Source organism: Delftia sp. HK171 (assembly GCF_001886655.1).
In the GTDB taxonomy this organism is placed as follows: Bacteria; Pseudomonadota; Gammaproteobacteria; order Burkholderiales; family Burkholderiaceae_C; genus Comamonas; species Comamonas acidovorans.
In genome coordinates this window covers 4,710,972-4,726,435 of the sequence record NZ_CP018101.1, presented here as the reverse complement: position 1 = coordinate 4,726,435, position 15,464 = coordinate 4,710,972, and the positions used below count along the sequence as shown (strand labels likewise).

15 protein-coding genes are annotated in these 15,464 nt (G+C 67.9%); 12 read left to right on the top strand and 3 right to left on the bottom strand.

The features are described 5' to 3' along the window. Positions 1-72 precede the first annotated feature (72 nt). From BO996_RS21150 to BO996_RS21130, 5 genes are all read left to right on the top strand, one after another. The gene (locus tag BO996_RS21150; protein WP_071956339.1) at positions 73-1,074 is read left to right on the top strand and encodes a sulfate ABC transporter substrate-binding protein; all 1,002 of its coding nucleotides are present in this window, start codon (positions 73-75) and stop codon (positions 1,072-1,074) included. A gap of 74 nt (positions 1,075-1,148) precedes the next feature. After that, positions 1,149-2,054, top strand: coding sequence for a sulfate ABC transporter permease subunit CysT (cysT, locus tag BO996_RS21145; RefSeq protein WP_013801696.1), 906 nt, complete (start codon positions 1,149-1,151; stop codon positions 2,052-2,054). Next, entirely contained in the window at positions 2,054-3,052 is a 999-nt protein-coding gene (gene cysW / locus BO996_RS21140) for a sulfate ABC transporter permease subunit CysW (RefSeq protein WP_083571227.1), read from the top strand. Before cysT ends, cysW begins: the two co-directional genes overlap by 1 nt. 37 nt (positions 3,053-3,089) lie before the next feature. Next, positions 3,090-4,217: a sulfate/molybdate ABC transporter ATP-binding protein gene (locus BO996_RS21135; RefSeq protein WP_013801698.1), complete on the top strand. Its 1,128-nt coding sequence runs from the start codon at positions 3,090-3,092 to the stop codon at positions 4,215-4,217. Between the two features lie 98 nt (positions 4,218-4,315). Next, on the top strand, positions 4,316-4,822 hold the full coding sequence (locus BO996_RS21130) for a disulfide bond formation protein B (RefSeq protein ID WP_012206385.1): 507 nt from the start codon (positions 4,316-4,318) through the stop codon (positions 4,820-4,822). A 3-nt stretch (positions 4,823-4,825) separates the two neighbouring features. Here the strand turns inward: BO996_RS21130 and dhaL are convergent, their stop codons facing one another. After that, positions 4,826-6,622: a dihydroxyacetone kinase subunit DhaL gene (gene dhaL / locus BO996_RS21125; protein ID WP_071956338.1), complete on the bottom strand. Its 1,797-nt coding sequence runs from the start codon at positions 6,620-6,622 to the stop codon at positions 4,826-4,828. A gap of 294 nt (positions 6,623-6,916) precedes the next feature. Here dhaL and rpiB point away from each other — a divergent pair, with 294 nt between their 5' ends. From rpiB to BO996_RS21090, 7 genes are all read left to right on the top strand, one after another. After that, positions 6,917-7,390 carry a ribose 5-phosphate isomerase B gene (gene rpiB, locus BO996_RS21120; RefSeq protein WP_071956337.1) on the top strand — a complete coding sequence of 158 codons (474 nt, stop codon included), beginning with the start codon at positions 6,917-6,919 and terminating at the stop codon, positions 7,388-7,390. A 2-nt stretch (positions 7,391-7,392) separates the two neighbouring features. Further along, entirely contained in the window at positions 7,393-8,895 is a 1,503-nt protein-coding gene (locus BO996_RS21115; protein WP_071956336.1) for a sugar ABC transporter ATP-binding protein, read from the top strand. Between the two features lie 63 nt (positions 8,896-8,958). Further along, positions 8,959-10,008, top strand: a complete 1,050-nt coding sequence (locus BO996_RS21110; RefSeq protein WP_046238527.1) for a substrate-binding domain-containing protein — start codon at positions 8,959-8,961, stop codon at positions 10,006-10,008. Next, positions 10,005-10,769, top strand: coding sequence for a GolD/DthD family dehydrogenase (locus BO996_RS21105; protein ID WP_071956335.1), 765 nt, complete (start codon positions 10,005-10,007; stop codon positions 10,767-10,769). The genes BO996_RS21110 and BO996_RS21105 overlap by 4 nt, the downstream gene beginning before the upstream one ends. Before the next feature lie 48 nt (positions 10,770-10,817). Further along, on the top strand, positions 10,818-11,798 hold the full coding sequence (locus tag BO996_RS21100) for an ABC transporter permease (RefSeq protein ID WP_071956334.1): 981 nt from the start codon (positions 10,818-10,820) through the stop codon (positions 11,796-11,798). A gap of 48 nt (positions 11,799-11,846) precedes the next feature. Beyond that, a complete protein-coding gene (locus BO996_RS21095) occupies positions 11,847-12,968 on the top strand; it encodes an alcohol dehydrogenase catalytic domain-containing protein (RefSeq protein ID WP_071956333.1) in 1,122 nt (373 codons plus the stop codon). A 45-nt stretch (positions 12,969-13,013) separates the two neighbouring features. Further along, positions 13,014-13,970: a sugar-binding transcriptional regulator gene (locus tag BO996_RS21090; RefSeq protein ID WP_043822792.1), complete on the top strand. Its 957-nt coding sequence runs from the start codon at positions 13,014-13,016 to the stop codon at positions 13,968-13,970. Positions 13,971-14,005: 35 nt separating this feature from the next. On the opposite strand, the gene BO996_RS21085 is transcribed toward BO996_RS21090, so the two are convergent. Then, positions 14,006-14,653, bottom strand: coding sequence for a LysE family translocator (locus BO996_RS21085; RefSeq protein ID WP_013801705.1), 648 nt, complete (start codon positions 14,651-14,653; stop codon positions 14,006-14,008). A 106-nt stretch (positions 14,654-14,759) separates the two neighbouring features. Continuing rightward, positions 14,760-15,431: a glutathione S-transferase gene (locus tag BO996_RS21080; RefSeq protein ID WP_013801706.1), complete on the bottom strand. Its 672-nt coding sequence runs from the start codon at positions 15,429-15,431 to the stop codon at positions 14,760-14,762. Between the last annotated feature and the right edge of the window lie 33 nt (positions 15,432-15,464).

Here is a 15,464-nt window from a genome sequence, read left to right as displayed (position 1 = left end):
AGTCAGCGTTCGCACAATGTGACTGTCTGTGAATACACCGCAGAGATGTCCACTAATAAAAGGCAGCGAACCATGCATTCTTTGAAGCTCAAGACTTTGTTGGCCACCCTGGCGCTGGCCGCCGCGGGAACGGTATCGGCGCAGAACCAGCTGCTCAACGTTTCCTACGACGTGGCGCGCGAGTTCTACAAGGACTACAACGCCGCCTTCGTCGCCCACTACAAGAAGACCAAGGGCGTGGACATCAAGGTGGACCAGTCGCACGGTGGCTCCAGCGCCCAGGCGCGCGCCGTCAACGACGGCCTGGCCGCCGATGTGGTGACCTTCAACACCACCACCGACGTGCAGTTCCTGGCCGACAGCGGCGTGGTCGCCAAGGACTGGACCAAGAAATTCCCCAATGACGCCTCGCCCACCACATCGACCATGCTGTTCCTGGTGCGCAACGGCAATCCCAAGAACATCAAGGACTGGAGCGACCTGATCCGCCCCGACGTGAAGGTCGTGGTGGTCAATCCCAAGACCGGCGGCAATGGCCGCTACGCCTACCTGGCGGCCTGGGGCTCGGTGCGCGAGAAGGGCGGCACCGACGCGCAGGCGGCCGAGTTCGTGCAGCAGCTCTACAAGAACGTGCCCGTGCTGGGCAAGGGCGGCCGCGACGCGACCAGCATCTTCCTGCAGCGCAACATCGGCGACGTGCTGATCACGTTCGAGTCCGAAGTGGTTTCCGTGGACCGCGAATTCGGCAAGGGCAAGGTCGATGCCGTCCATCCCTCGGTGTCCATCGTGGCCGAGAACCCCGTGGCCGTGGTCGAGCGCACCGTGGCCAAGAAGGGCACGGGCCAGCTGGCCCATGACTACCTGGCCTGGCTGTACTCCGACGAAGCCCAGGAAATCGCCGCACAGCACGCGCTGCGCCCCCGCTCCGAGGCCGTGCTCAAGAAGCATGCCGATGTGTTCAAGCCCATCAAGCAGTTCACCGTGGCCAAGTATTTCGGCTCGCTGTCCGAAGCCCAGAAGGTGCACTTCAACGACGGCGGACAGTTCGACAAGATCTACGTCCCCGGCAAGTAAGCACGCAAGCAGGCATGAAGGCGGCGCAGTCCGCCTGAGGCCCCCTCCCCACACTGGCTGATTTGGAATCCAACATGGTGTCTGCCGTTCCGACCAGCCCAAGGCCTGGCGCCGACGCTCCTGTGCCCGCACCGTCCGGTGCGGCGCGCAAAGGGCGCGGCGCCAAGCGCGTTTTGCCCGGCTTCGGGCTGACCTTGGGCTATACGCTGTTTTATCTGAGCCTGATCGTGCTGATCCCGTTGTCGGCACTGCTGTTCAAGACCTTCTCGCTCACCTGGCCCCAGTTCTGGGAGGCCGTGGCCTCGCCGCGCGTGCTGGCCTCGTACCGGCTGACGTTTGGCGCCTCGTTTGCGGCGGCCTGCGTGAACCTGGTGTTCGGCCTGCTGATCGCCTGGGTGCTGGTGCGCTACAAGTTTCCGGGCAAGAAGATCGTCGATGCCCTGGTGGACCTGCCCTTTGCCCTGCCCACGGCCGTGGCCGGCATTTCGCTGACCGCCTTGCTGGCCGGCAACGGCTGGGTGGGCCAGTACCTGGAGCCCTACGGCATCCAGCTGGCCTTCAACCCGAACGGCGTGGTCATTGCGCTGATCTTCATCGGCCTGCCCTTTGTCGTGCGCACGGTGCAGCCGGTGCTGGAAGACTCCGAGAAGGAGCTGGAAGAGGCGGCCACCAGCCTGGGCGCCTCGCGCTGGCAGATCTTCTACAAGGTGATCCTGCCGGCCATCACGCCCGCGCTGCTCACGGGCTTTGCCATGGCCTTTGCGCGCGCCATCGGCGAGTACGGATCGGTCATCTTCATCGCGGGCAACATGCCCATGATTTCTGAAATCACACCGCTGATCATCATTGGCAAGCTGGAGCAATACGACTACGCAGGTGCCACGGCCGTGGCCGTGGTGATGCTGCTGTTCTCCTTCGTGATGCTGCTGGTCATCAACGCGCTGCAGGCATGGCAGCGCAAGCATTCGGGAGGGGCATGATGGCGTTGTCTCCACAGGAAGCCCTGCTTCTCAAGATCATTGGCGCGGTGCTGGTCGCCGTGCTGGTGCTGTACAGGCTCACCGCGCCCCCGAAGGGCCGGCGCGAAAAGCTCACCACCACCGAGCCGCGCGCCGTGCGCTGGATTCTCACGGGCATTGCGCTGATCTTCATCGGCCTGTTCCTCGTGCTGCCACTGGCGGCCGTGTTCACCGAGGCGCTGCGCAAGGGCTGGGATGCCTATGTCGCCGGCCTGCAGGAGCCCGATGCCTGGTCGGCCATCAAGCTGACCCTGATCACGGCGCTGATCGCCGTGCCGGTGAACCTGGTGTTCGGCGTGGCGGCGGCCTGGTGCATCGCCAAGTTCGAGTTCCGGGGCAAGGCCTTTCTGATCACCCTGATCGACCTGCCGTTCTCGATCTCGCCCGTGGTGGCGGGCCTGATGTACGTGCTGGTGTTCGGCGCCCATGGCTGGTTCGGCCCCTGGCTGGCCGAGCATGACATCAAGATCATCTTCGCAGTGCCCGGCATCGTGCTGGCCACCATCTTCGTGACCTTCCCCTTCATCGCCCGCGAGCTGATCCCGCTGATGCAGGCGCAGGGAAGTGACGAGGAGCAGGCCGCCATCGTGCTGGGTGCCACGGGCTGGCAGACCTTCTGGAAGGTCACCGTGCCCAACATCAAGTGGGGCCTGCTGTACGGCGTGATCCTGTGCAATGCGCGTGCCATGGGCGAGTTCGGCGCGGTGTCGGTGGTCTCGGGCCACATCCGCGGCCAGACCAACACCATTCCGCTGCATGTGGAGATCCTCTACAACGAGTACCAGTCCGTTGCCGCCTTCGCTGCCGCCTCGCTGCTGGCCCTGCTGGCGCTGGTGACCCTGGTCATCAAGTCGGTGGCCGAGTGGCGTGCCGAGCAGCAGGCCAAGGCCGCTGCCGACCTGCCTCCCGAGCGCCCCACGGCGTCTTCCCAGGCATCCCAGGTGCCGCAGGTGTCCTGAACCTCGGCCCCGACCAGACAAAAGCAAGAGCAAGACCATGAGCATTGAAATACGCAACGTCAGCAAGCAGTTCGGCGATTTCCAGGCCCTGCGCGATGTGAGCCTGGACATCCAGTCCGGCGAACTCATCGCACTGCTCGGCCCCTCGGGCTGCGGCAAGACCACGCTGCTGCGCATCATCGCGGGCCTGGAGACGCCCGACGTGGGCAGCATCCACTTCAGCGGCGAAGACACCACCGATGTCCATGTGCGCGAGCGCAACGTGGGCTTCGTGTTCCAGCACTACGCGCTGTTCCGCCACATGACCGTGTTCGAGAACGTGGCCTTCGGCCTGCGCGTGAAGCCGCGCAGCCAGCGCCCCAGCGAGGCCCAGATCCGCGAGAAGGTGATGAGCCTGCTCAAGCTGGTGCAGCTGGACTGGATTGCCGAACGCTTCCCGTCCCAGCTGTCGGGCGGCCAGCGCCAGCGCATTGCCCTGGCCCGCGCCCTGGCGGTGGAGCCCAAGGTGCTGCTGCTTGACGAGCCCTTCGGCGCGCTGGATGCCAAGGTGCGCAAGGAGCTGCGCCGCTGGCTGCGCCGCCTGCATGACGAGCTGCACGTGACCTCCATCTTCGTGACCCACGACCAGGAGGAGGCACTGGAGGTAGCCGACCGCGTGGTCGTCATCAACCAGGGCCGCATCGAGCAGGAGGGCACGCCCCAGCAGGTCTGGGACAACCCGGCCACGCCCTTCGTCTACGGCTTCCTGGGCGATGTCAACCTGTTCAAGGGCCGCGCCAGCGATGGCCGCGTTTACCTGGACGACGGCACCCAGCTGGACAGCCACGACGCCAAGGGCGCCAGCGACAGCAAGGCCTTCGCCTATGTGCGCCCGCACGATCTGGAGGTGGAGCGCTACTCGCCCGGCCAGAACCTGGACGTCCAGGGACGGCCCACGGGCATCGTCGTGCAGCTGGCCCGCGCCATCGTCGTGGGGCCCATTGCGCGCCTGGAACTTATTCCATCGGAGAGCACCGAAAGCACGGACAATGCCGAAGAGGGTGGCCTGATCGAGGCGCAGATTCCTGCGCAGCAGTTCAGGGACATGGCCCTGCGCGAGGGGGAAACCCTGGTGGTGACACCGCGCCGTGCCAAGGTGTTTCTGGACGAGGCGGCTGGCATCTGACGGCGCGGCAACGGCTTCCTGCACCCGCTGAACAGGGCTGCAGCGCCGGGCCGGCGCCGCAGCCCTGATTTCATTCAACCGGGTGACGAAAGACAAGAATGCTTCAATGGTTTGACAACGCTCCGCGCCGCATCCTGGCGCTCATCAGCCTGGCCTGCGTGGCCATGCTGGCCTTCGGCATGTATCTGCAGCATGTGGTCGGGCTGGAGCCCTGCCCGATGTGCATCGTGCAGCGCTATGCATTGATCGGCGTGGCCCTCTTCACGGGCCTGGGCAGTGTGCGCGGCGGTCGCGGCTGGCTGATCAGCTGGGGCGTGCTGGCGCTGGTGGCTGCAGGCTTTGGCGCCTTCGTCGCCGCGCGCCAGAGCTGGCTGCAGTGGTATCCGCCCGAGTTCGCCACCTGCGGGCGCGACTTCTACGGAATGATCGAGAACTACTCCATCAGCCGTGCCGTGCCCATGATCTTCCGTGGCTCGGGCGACTGCGCCGCCGTGGACTGGAGCTTTCTGGGCGGCTCCATCGCCAACTGGTCCTTCATCTGCTTCGCCATCATGAGCGTGGCCGTGCTGGTGCTGCTGGTGCGCGGCGCTGCCCGCAGGCGCTGAGCCCTAGGCTGAGGCTTGCGCCAGTCGCCGCTGCAGCGACTGCGCCAGGGTGCTCAGAATCAGCCAGCAGGACGTGGCGCCCGCGTCCAGCACGCCGATGGAGCGCGGCCCCAGCCGGGCCGAGCGCCCGATGCGGGCCTGCAGGTGGCGCGTGGATTCCTTGCCCGCTTCGGCCGCGGCCTCCATGGCCTGCAGCGCCTCGCGGAAGCCGGCGCCCGCCTGCAGCGATTGCCGGTAGGCCTGCAGGGCCGGGGCCAGCGTGTCGATGAGGGTCTTGTCGCCCACCTGGGCCTTGCCCATCTCCTGCACATCGGCGATGGCCCGCGCCAGCGCCTGGCCGAACAGGGTGGCATCCATCTCCTGCTCCGGCCCAAGAACATCGGCGAAGCCTTGGAAGAAGCTGCCGTACAGCGGGCCCATGGAGCCGCCGATATCGTCCATCAAGGCCTGGGACAGCTGCTGAAGCGCCGCAGGCAGCTGCGCCGCCTGGCTGGCGTCCATGGCATCGAGCCGTGCGCCGCAGCCGGAAAAGCCCTTGGCCATGTTGATGCCGTGATCGCCATCGCCGATCAGGCCGTCGATCTCGCTCAGGAACTCCCGGTGGCTGACGATGGCCGTGATCAGTTCACGCACGATGCTGCCCGCGCCATCGAGCGCGATGGCCGGCCCTTGGCTGGTGCGCCTTGCGGCTTGGGGGCGGGCGGTTTGTGCCTGTTCCTGCGCCTGTGCCGGCGTCCTTGCCGGAACAGAGGGCGGCGTTGGAATGGCCTCCTGCGGCTGGGGCGGCAGCCCGCCGGCCAGGGTCAGGGCGACTGACTGGCAGGGCGCCTTGAGGCAGGCCAGCAACTCGTCGTCCAGCTGCATCAGCGTGAGCGTGATGCCCATCATCTCCAGCGAGGTGAAGAGATTGCCCACCAGCCGGAAGACCACCTGAATGCCGCGTTCTTGCAGGCGCCGGGCCACCTCGCCATAGAGGATGTACTGCTCCATCAGCGGCGTGGCGCCCAGGCCGGACAGCAGAACGGCCACGCGGTCGCCCGGGGCGAAGGGCAGGTCGGGCAGCAGGGTGTCCAGCATGCGCTCGGCCATATCGGCCGCCGTGGCCGTGCGGTGCACGGACATGCCGGGCTCGCCATGGTGGCCTATGCCCACCTCCATGCTGCCGCGCTCGATATGGAAGTTGGCTTTGCCCACGGCGGGAATGGTGCATGCCGACAGGCCGATGCCGATGCTGCGCGTGCGGGCCATGGCGTGCCGGGCGATGGCGATGACTTCGTCGAGGCTGGCGCCCATGGCCGCCCGGGCGCCCGCCACCTTCCACATCAGGATCTCGCCGGCCACGCCGCGGCGGCTGGCCTCGTCGCCCCGCGCGGCTGAAGGCACGTCGTCGTTGGCCACCACGGTCCTGACCGCCATGCCTTCGGCTGCCGCCATCTGCACGGCCATGGCCACGTTCATGTTGTCGCCTGCGTAGTTGCCATACAGGCAGGCCACGCCGGCGCCGCCATCGGCTGCGCGCATGGCGTCATAGAAGCTTCTGGCCGTGGGGGACGAGAAGACCTCGCCCACGGCGGCGGCGTCGCACAGGCCTGCGCCCACATAGCCCAGAAAGGCTGGTTCGTGGCCCGACCCGCCGCCCGTCACGATGCCCACCTTGCCCCTGCGTGGCGCGCCATGCAGGCGCACGACGCGGGCATTGCCGGCGTCGATGCGCAGGGTGTCGCCATGGGCGGCGATCCATCCCTGGAGCATGTCCTCCACCACCCGGTCGGGGTCGTTGATCACGCGGTTGGTCGTCATGCGTTTGTCTCCTCCAGGTGCAGTCGCGGCGGGTGTGCCGAAGACTGTTCATATGATCATTGAATGGTCATTTTTGATTTGTTGAAATTGGCATGTCAATGCCTTTTGGCTATTCAATAGCCAAGGGAAAACCATAGGATTTGATGGATTTTGTAGAAAATTCAACAGGTTACGTATTCATCTTGCCGATTCACATAGCTATCGTTGTTTGACAACTGCTCTCCGATTGAGAAGACTCTCAAAAAACATTGATCAAATGATCATGTGATGGTCTTTTGTAATGAAGGGGATGCCATGAAGCTGGCCATCGGCTGCGACGAAGCCGCCTGCGACCTCAAGAACGCCGTGAAGCAGCATCTGCTGGCCCAGGGCCACGAAGTGGCCGACTTCGGCACGCACGACGACGAGCCGGTGCTCTACCCCGACATCGGCATCGCGGTGGCGCAGGCCATCGTCCAGGGCCGCCATGAGCGCGGCGTTCTCCTGTGCGGCACGGGCATAGGCATGGCCATTGCCGCCAACAAGGTGGCGGGCATCCGCGCCGCGCAGGCCCATGACACCTATTCGGCCGAGCGCGCCAGCCGCAGCAACGACGCGCAGATCATCACGCTGGGCTCGCGCGTGATCGGGGTGGAACTGGCCAAGGCCATCGTGGACCGCTTCCTTGCATCGCGCTTCGATGGCGGCAGCTCGGCCCTGAAGGTGGATGCCATCACCGGCTTCGAACGCTCGCAGGCCGCCGCGGCCGGGCGCGGGCAGGGCGCGTGACCATGGGCACCGGCACCCGCACCGGCACCGCACTGCTGCAGGCTCGCGGGGTGGCCAAGAGCTTCGGCGGCGTGCCTGCGCTGCGCAACGGCTGCCTTGAGCTGCAGGCGGGCAGCGTGCACGCGCTGTGCGGCGGCAATGGCGCAGGCAAATCCACCTTCCTGAACATCGTGATGGGCCTGTTGCGGCGCGATGCCGGCGAGATACTGCTCAAGGGCCGGCCGGTGGATTTCGCCACGCCGCACGAGGCGCTGGCGCACCGCCTGTCCATCATCACGCAGGAGCTGTCGCCCATCCCGGGCATGAGCGTGGCCGAGAACATCTTCCTGGGCCGCGAGCCCCGGCGCGCCGGCGTGGTGGTCCGCCATGCCGCGCTGCTGGAGCAGGCGGACGCGCTGCTCAGGCAGCTGGGCTTCGATATCGATCCGCGTGCGCAGATGGGCCGCCTGAGCCTGGCGCAGACCCAGCTGGTGGAGATTGCCAAGGCCCTGAGCCGGCAAAGCGAGCTGATCATCATGGACGAGCCCACCTCGGCCATCGGCGAAAGCGAGACCGCCATCCTCTTCGACGCGATACGCCGCGTGACCGCGCAGGGCGCCGGCATCCTCTACGTGTCGCACCGCCTGACGGAGATCTTCACCATTGCCGACAGCTACACGGTGTTCCGCGATGGCGGCTTCGTGCAGACCGGCGCGCTGGCCGATATCGACCGGCGGCAGCTGGTGAAGCTCATCGTGGGCCGGGAGGTCCGCGCTGCCGCCAGCGAGCGCAGGGCTGCGGCGCCGGGCGAGCCGCTGCTGTCGGTGCAGGGGCTCACGCGCCGGGGCGAGTTCGAGGACATCAGTCTGGACGTCGCCCCCGGCGAGGTGCTGGGCATCTACGGACTGATGGGATCGGGCCGCAGCGAATTCCTCAACTGCCTGTACGGCCTCACGCGCGCCGACCAGGGGCAGGCGAGCCTGGGCGGACGGCCCCTGCCGCGCGGCAATCCGGCGGCGTCGATCAAGGCGGGCCTGGCCCTGGTGACCGAGGACCGCAAGGCCACGGGGCTGGTGATGAGCTCCTCGGTGCGCTTCAACGCCAGCTTGCCCGCACTGCCGGGCCTGCAGCGCGCCGGGGTGGTGGATGGCGCGGCAGAGCGCGTGCTGGTGGGCGGCCTGCTGCAGCGCCTGCGCGTGAAGCTGGCCAGCCCGGCCATGCCGGTCTCGGGCCTGAGCGGCGGCAACCAGCAGAAGGTGGTGCTGGCCCGTTGCATGGCCACCAACCCCGTCTGCCTGCTGTGCGACGAGCCCACGCGCGGCATCGACGAAGGCGCCAAGCGCGAGGTGTACGCCTTCCTGGCCTCGCTGGCCGCGCAGGGCCATGCCGTGGTGGTGGTGTCCTCCGAGGCGCCGGAGCTGCTGGAGCTGAGCGACCGTATTGCCATCTTCCGCAAAGGCCGGCTTGACCGCGTGGTGGCCGGCCACGGCATCACGCAGGAGGCGCTGATGCACCTCGCGTCCTGAGCCCGGGCGATGCCCGTGCAGCGTTTTTCCCCTTGCCTTTCACAACACACAGGAGACATGACCATGCCGTTTTTCCGCTTCACCACCGTGCTTGCCGCCGCGCTTGCCGGTGGGCTGTTCCTGGCCGCGGCGCAGGTCCGGGCCCAGGCTCCGGCCCCGCTGTCGGCACCAGTACCAGCACCGGCCAAGCCCTACCGCATAGGCGCGGCCGTCTATGGGCTCAAGGGCGAGTTCATGCAGATGTGGACCAAGGAGCTGAAGGCGCATCCGGCCGTGAAGGACGGTACGGTGCAGATCACCGTGTTCGACGGCAACTACGACGCGCTGACGCAGAGCAACCAGTTCGACACCATGATCACGCAGAAGTACGACGGAATCCTCTTCGTGCCCATCGACCTGAAGGCGGGTGCGGCGCCCGTGCAGAAGGCGGTGAAGGCCGGCATTCCCGTGGTGGGCTCCAACACGCGCGTGCAGGGCGATGTGCTGACCTCCTACGTGGGCAATGACGATGTGGTGGCCGGCCGCATGCAGGCCGAGGCATTGATGAAGGCCATCGGCGGCAAGGGCAATATCGTCGTCATCGAGGGGCCCATAGGCCAGTCGGCACAGATCGAGCGGGCGCGCGGCAATGACGAGGTGCTGGCCCGCCACAAGGATGTGAAGGTGCTGGCGCGCAAGACCGCCAACTGGTCGCGCGCCGAATCCATGGGCCTGATGGAGAACTGGCTGACCGCATTCCCGGGCCAGATACAGGGCGTGATCGCGCAGAACGACGACGAGGCCCTGGGCGCGGTGCAGGCCATCAAGACCAAGGGCATCGATATCAAGACCATCCCGGTGGTGGGCGTGGACGGCGTGGCCGCCGCCATCACGGCCGTCAAGCGCGGGGAGATGACCACCAATTTCCAGGATGCCCAGGCCCAGGCGCAGGGCGCGCTGGATGTGCTGCTGCGCCAGCTTGTCGGCCCGTCCTACCGGCCGCGCTCGGTGGTATGGAGCGAGTATGCCCAGGCCATGCCCTGGGGCGACGGCACGGCCAAATCCTACGAGGTGCCCTGGACCGCCATCGTGCCCGCCAATGCCGACGCCTTCTTGCAGAAGGTGCGCAAATGAGCGCCGACAGCCTGGAGCGGGACTTCGGCGGCCGCACGGCCCTGGTCACCGGCGGCGCGGGCGGCATCGGCCTGGCGATTGCCCGGCAGCTCGCCGAAGGCGGTGCGCGTGTCGTCCTGGTGGACCTGGAGCGGCAGGCACTGGACGTGGCCGCTGCCAGCCTGGCGGAGCCCCGGCACCACCTGGCGCTGGCGGTGGATGTGACCAGGCCCGAGGGCGTGGAGCAGGCGGTGGCCACCGTGCTGGAGGCCACGGGCCGCATCGACATTCTGGTCAACAGCGCCGGCGTGGCGCTGCTGGAGCCGGCCGGCGAAATCAGCGAGGCGGCTTGGGAGCGCACGCTGGCCGTCAACCTCACGGCGCCGCTGCTGCTGGCCCAGGCGGTGGCACCGGCCATGCGCCGCCAGCGCCACGGACGCATCATCAACCTGGCCTCGCAGGCCAGCGTGGTCGCGCTCAGGCGCCATGCCGCCTATTGCGCCAGCAAGGCGGGCCTGGTGGGACTGACGCGCGTGCTGGCGCTGGAGTGGGCGTCCGACGGCATCACCGTCAACGCCATCTCGCCGACGGTGGTGGACACGCCGCTGGGCCGCAAGGCCTGGGCCGGGCAGGTGGGGGAGGCCATGCGGGCACTCATCCCCACGGGCCGCTTTGCGCAGCCCGAGGAGGTGGCGCGGCTGGCCGTGTTCCTGGCCGGTACGCACGCCGGCATGCTGACGGGCGAGAACATCGTCATCGACGGGGGCTACTCCATCCAGTGAGCAGCCGGCCGGCCCCACGCCTTTCTTCCATCAACGCGGGAGTCCTCCATGACGAATCTTCAAGCCGCATCTTCGCCGCCGCTCTTGGGGCGGCGCGCGCTGGACCTGCGCAGCCTGCGCGAGCGCTACGGCGTGGTCATCGCGCTGGTTGCGCTGTGCGCGGCGCTGGCGCTGGCCAACCCCCATTTCATGACCTGGGGCAACTGGGCCGACATCCTGCGCCAGACCTCCATCAACGGCATCCTGGCCATCGGCATGACGTGCGTGGTGCTGACGGCGGGCATCGACCTGTCGGTGGGCGCCATCCTGGCGCTGGCCGGCATGGTCGGCGCCTGGCTGGCGGCCGATGGCCAGGGGCTGGCGGTGAGCGTGGGCGCCGGGCTGGGCGTGGGCATGCTGCTGGGCGGCATCAACGGCCTGCTGGTGGCCTGGTTCGCGGTGCCGCCCTTCGTGGCCACGCTGGGCATGCTCAGTGCGGCGCGCGGCCTGACCTACATCTACAACGACGGCATGCCGGTGTCCGAGCTGCCCGACGGCTTTCTTGCCATCGGCGCCGGCCAGCTGGGACCCGTGCCCATGCCCATCGTGATCTTTGCCGTTGCCGTCGCGGTGTTCGCCTTCGTGCTGCGCTACACCGTGTATGGCCGCTACATCTACGCCGTGGGCGGCAACCTGCGCAGCGCCAAGACCAGCGGCATCAACACCCGCGCCATCGTGCTGTTGGTCTATGTGGTCAGCGGCCTGCTCGCGGGGCTGGCCGGCATTTTGCTGGCGTCGCGCACCACGGCGGCGCTGCCGCAGGCCGGCGTGTCCTACGAGCTGGACGCCATCGCGGCCGTGGTGATCGGCGGCACCAGCCTGTCGGGCGGCACGGGCAGCCTGGGCGGCACGGTCGTCGGCGCCCTGCTCATCGGCGTGATCAACAACGGGCTGAACCTGCTGGGCGTGTCCTCGTACTACCAGCAGCTGATCAAGGGCGTGATCATCGTCGGCGCCGTGCTGCTCGACAGTTCGCGCCGCAGGGCATGAAGCGCTGCGCCCACGTTCTGTCCAACATCTGCAACCCGGGAGAGTTCCATGCAAAACACCCTGCCTGACGCCGCCGATACGAACATGCTGGCCGTGGTCTGCCACGGCCCCAGGGATTACCGTCTCGAACGCGTCGCGCGTCCGCAGGCCGGGCCGCGCGAGCTGGTCATCCGCGTGGCTTCCTGCGGCATTTGCGCGGGCGACTGCAAATGCTGGGCTGGCGCGCCGCGCTTCTGGGGAGATCCGGAAAAAGGCCGCCCCGCCTATGTGCGCCCGCCGGTGATCGCGGGCCACGAGTTCTGGGGCCATGTGGTGCAGGTGGGTGAGGGTGCCCAGGAGCACCACGGCGTGCAGCTGGGTGACCGGGTGATCGCCGAGCAGATCGTGCCCTGCCATGCCTGCCGCTATTGCAAGACCGGCTTTCGCTGGATGTGCGAGGTGCACGATGTCTACGGCTTCCAGGGCCAAGTGGCCGATGGCGGCATGGCCGAGTACATGCGCCTGTCCGCCCGCGCCGTGGTGCACCGGATTCCCGAGAGCGTGGACTTCGAGGATGCGGCCATCACCGAGCCGCTGTCCTGCGCCATCCATGCCGTCAACCGCGGCGACATCCAGCTCGATGATGTGGTCGTGATCGCCGGCGCGGGCACGCTGGGCCTGCTCATGGCCCAGGTGGCGCGCCTGAAGACGCCGCGCCGGCTGGTGGTCATGGACCTGTCGGACCAGCGCCTGGCGCTGGCACGCCGCTGCGGCGCCGACGTGACCATCAACCCCGCGCGCGAGGATGCCCGCGCCATCGTGCGTGCGCTGACCGACGGCTATGGCTGCGATGTGTACATAGAGACCACGGGCGCGCCCTCGGGCGTGACGCAGGGGCTGGACCTGGTGCGCAAGCTCGGCCGCTTCGTGGAGTTCAGCGTCTTCGGGCGCGAGACCACGGTGGACTGGTCCATCATCGGCGAGGAAAAGGAGCTGGACCTGCGCGGCGCCCACCTGAGCGCCCATTGCTACCCCATCGCCATCGACCTGCTGGCGCGCGGGCTGGTCACCTCCGAGGGCATCGTCACCCACCGCTATGCGCTGTCGGAGTGGGAGAGCGCCATCCGGGTGCCCGATTCCATGGACTCGGTCAAGGTCCTGCTGCTGCCCCACGCTGGCGAGGCCCGGTGAGCGGCGCTACACTGCGCGCCTTTCCCGGCACCCTTGGAGGCACCCTTGACTGAAAGCGACCTGACGCGACTGGCGACCCTTTACTACGTCGATGGATGCACGCAGGACCAACTGTCCAAGGAGTTCGGCATCTCGCGCGCCACCGTCGGGCGGCTGCTGCGCCGCGCGCAGGAAGAGGGCATTGTCGAGATCCGCGTGCGGCCGCATTCGCTGGTGTCCGCCGACCTGGAGCGGCAGCTGACCGAGCGCTTTCACATCAAGCGCGCGCTGATCGCGGTGGACCACAAGGATGCCGACCGGCAGCGCGAACTGCTGGCAGGCCTGGTGGCCAGCGAGCTGGAGCGCATCCTGGTCGATGGCTCCATCGTGGCCGTGGGCATGGGGCGCAACGTGTCCTCGGTCTCCGAGCACGCCCTGTCCGCCACACGGCGGGAGTGCCACTTCGTCAGCGCCATCGGCGGCTCCTACCGTGGCGGGGAGGCGATGAACGCCGACCACATCGCGCGCCGCCTGGCAGCGCGCTTTGGCGGCAAGTCCGAATCGCTCTATGCGCCGGCCCTGGTGGGCGATCCGCAACTGCGCAAGGCGCTGCTGGACAACGACACCGTCAGGCACACCCTGGACAAGGCGCGCCGCGCCGACATCGCCCTCATCGGCGTGGGCGATGTCAGCGTGGACAGCAACATGGCCCGCATGGGCTGGTTTTCCGCGCAGGAGATCTCGGACGCCCGCCGCGCGGGCACGGTGGGCGACATGATGGGCTACGACTTCATCGACATCCACGGCCAGCCGGCCGCAACCCCCATGCAGGACCGCGTCATCGGCCTGAGCCGCGAGGACCTGCTGCGCATACCCAACGTCATTGCCGTGGCGGCCGAATCCAGCAAGGTCACGGCCATCCTGGGCGCCCTGCGCACCGGCGCCATCGACACGCTGGCCACCACCACGGCCAACGCCGCTGCCGTGCTGCAGCTGGACGATGTCATGGGAGCGACGCGCTGACGCAGTGGGGGAGGCGCGGCTCTTGGGCGGCGCGCCTAGTTCGACGCGCGGCGGTAGAAGGCCAGCGAGCCTGCCAGCGCCAGCAGCATGCCGCCGCACAGGCGGTCCAGCCACATCACGGCCCGCCCGCGCAGCAGCCGCGCGGCGCGTGATCCGGCGAAGGCATAGGCCAGCATCACCAGGAAATCGATGAGCGCGAACACCAGCGCAATGGCGATGTACTGCGGCGCCTGGGCGGCCGCCGGGTCGATGAACTGCGGCAGCAGGGCCGAGCAGAACAGGTAGCCCTTGGGATTGGTCACGGCGACCAGGAACGATTTGAACAGCACGGTGCGGGCGCTGTAGCCGTCGGCGCCGGCCTCTGCCTTGCCGTCACCCTGGGGTGCCGACAGCGATCCGCCCTGGCTGCGCAGCATGCGCAGGCCCAGCCAGGCCAGGTAGGCCGCTCCCGCCCACTTGACCACCGAGAACCAGAACTCCGAGGCTGCCAGCAGGGCGCCCAGGCCCAGCGCGACCGCGCCGACCAGCACGAAGTCCGACAGCACGGCGCCCAGCATGCCCGGCAGGGCGCGGCGCACGCCGTGGCGCGAGCCATTGGCCAGCGCCAGCAGCACGGTGGGACCGGGGGTGATGATCGCGATCAGCGCGACCAGGGAGAAGACGAGCAGGGTGGCGAGGGTCATGTCGGCGAAGGCTCATGCGGTTGGCAACAGCCTGCCACTGTGCCAGCTTTGCCTGCCTTGCGCAGCCCCTGCCGACCCGGGGCAGGGCACACGGGGCGGGCAGGCGTCAGTCGCTGCCCACGCCGCCGGCGGCAAAGACCGGGCCGCGCGTGCCGGGCACCCAGCCCGGGTAGGTTTCCATCACTTCGGCGAACAGGGCCGAATCGATCCAGCGCTGCAGCCAGGCCTGCAGGTGCGGCCAGGGCTGCTCGTTCCATTGCGACTCGTCGATGCGCGCGTACTGGCGCACGAAGGGGCGCAGGGCCATGTCGGCCAGGCTGGGGTTCTGGCCGAACAGGTAGCCGGTGGCCTCCAGCTGGTCGTCCAGCTCGGCCAGCCAGGTCAGGGCATCGGCCTGGGCGTGGTTGACCTCTTCGGCCGTGTAGCGCTCGGGGTACTTGCAGCGGTCCAGGGCGTGCTTGAAAAAGCCGTCGTTGCGTTCGATCAGCGCCAGCATGTCCGGCAGCGAACCGCTGGTCGGTGCCAGCCAGCCATCCGGGTCATTGGCGCGCAGCGCGTGCAGCATGACATCCAGGCTCTGCTCGATCACGCGGCCGTCCTCCAGCACCAGCACGGGTACCGTGCCCTTGGGCGATGCATCGAGCAGCGCCTGCGGCTTGTTGCGCAGGTTGATTTCGCGCAGCTCGCAGGCCAGGCCGGCATGGGCCAGCGCCAGGCGGGCGCGAATGGCGTAGGGGCAGCGGCGAAACGAGTAGAGAACCGGCAGGGTCTGGGTCATGGAGCGGGGACGGGGCTAGGGGGCCAAAAGCGG

Coding starts and splice junctions, on each gene's coding strand:
- BO996_RS21095 (WP_071956333.1), top strand. CDS start 11,847: ATGCAAAACACCCTGCCTGACGCCGCCGATACGAACATGCTGGCCGTG.
- cysW (WP_083571227.1), top strand. CDS start 2,054: ATGGCGTTGTCTCCACAGGAAGCCCTGCTTCTCAAGATCATTGGCGCG.
- rpiB (WP_071956337.1), top strand. CDS start 6,917: ATGAAGCTGGCCATCGGCTGCGACGAAGCCGCCTGCGACCTCAAGAAC.
- BO996_RS21150 (WP_071956339.1), top strand. CDS start 73: ATGCATTCTTTGAAGCTCAAGACTTTGTTGGCCACCCTGGCGCTGGCC.
- BO996_RS21085 (WP_013801705.1), bottom strand. CDS start 14,653: ATGACCCTCGCCACCCTGCTCGTCTTCTCCCTGGTCGCGCTGATCGCG.
- cysT (WP_013801696.1), top strand. CDS start 1,149: ATGGTGTCTGCCGTTCCGACCAGCCCAAGGCCTGGCGCCGACGCTCCT.
- BO996_RS21100 (WP_071956334.1), top strand. CDS start 10,818: ATGACGAATCTTCAAGCCGCATCTTCGCCGCCGCTCTTGGGGCGGCGC.
- BO996_RS21115 (WP_071956336.1), top strand. CDS start 7,393: ATGGGCACCGGCACCCGCACCGGCACCGCACTGCTGCAGGCTCGCGGG.
- BO996_RS21110 (WP_046238527.1), top strand. CDS start 8,959: ATGCCGTTTTTCCGCTTCACCACCGTGCTTGCCGCCGCGCTTGCCGGT.
- BO996_RS21080 (WP_013801706.1), bottom strand. CDS start 15,431: ATGACCCAGACCCTGCCGGTTCTCTACTCGTTTCGCCGCTGCCCCTAC.
- BO996_RS21105 (WP_071956335.1), top strand. CDS start 10,005: ATGAGCGCCGACAGCCTGGAGCGGGACTTCGGCGGCCGCACGGCCCTG.
- BO996_RS21130 (WP_012206385.1), top strand. CDS start 4,316: ATGCTTCAATGGTTTGACAACGCTCCGCGCCGCATCCTGGCGCTCATC.
- dhaL (WP_071956338.1), bottom strand. CDS start 6,622: ATGACGACCAACCGCGTGATCAACGACCCCGACCGGGTGGTGGAGGAC.
- BO996_RS21135 (WP_013801698.1), top strand. CDS start 3,090: ATGAGCATTGAAATACGCAACGTCAGCAAGCAGTTCGGCGATTTCCAG.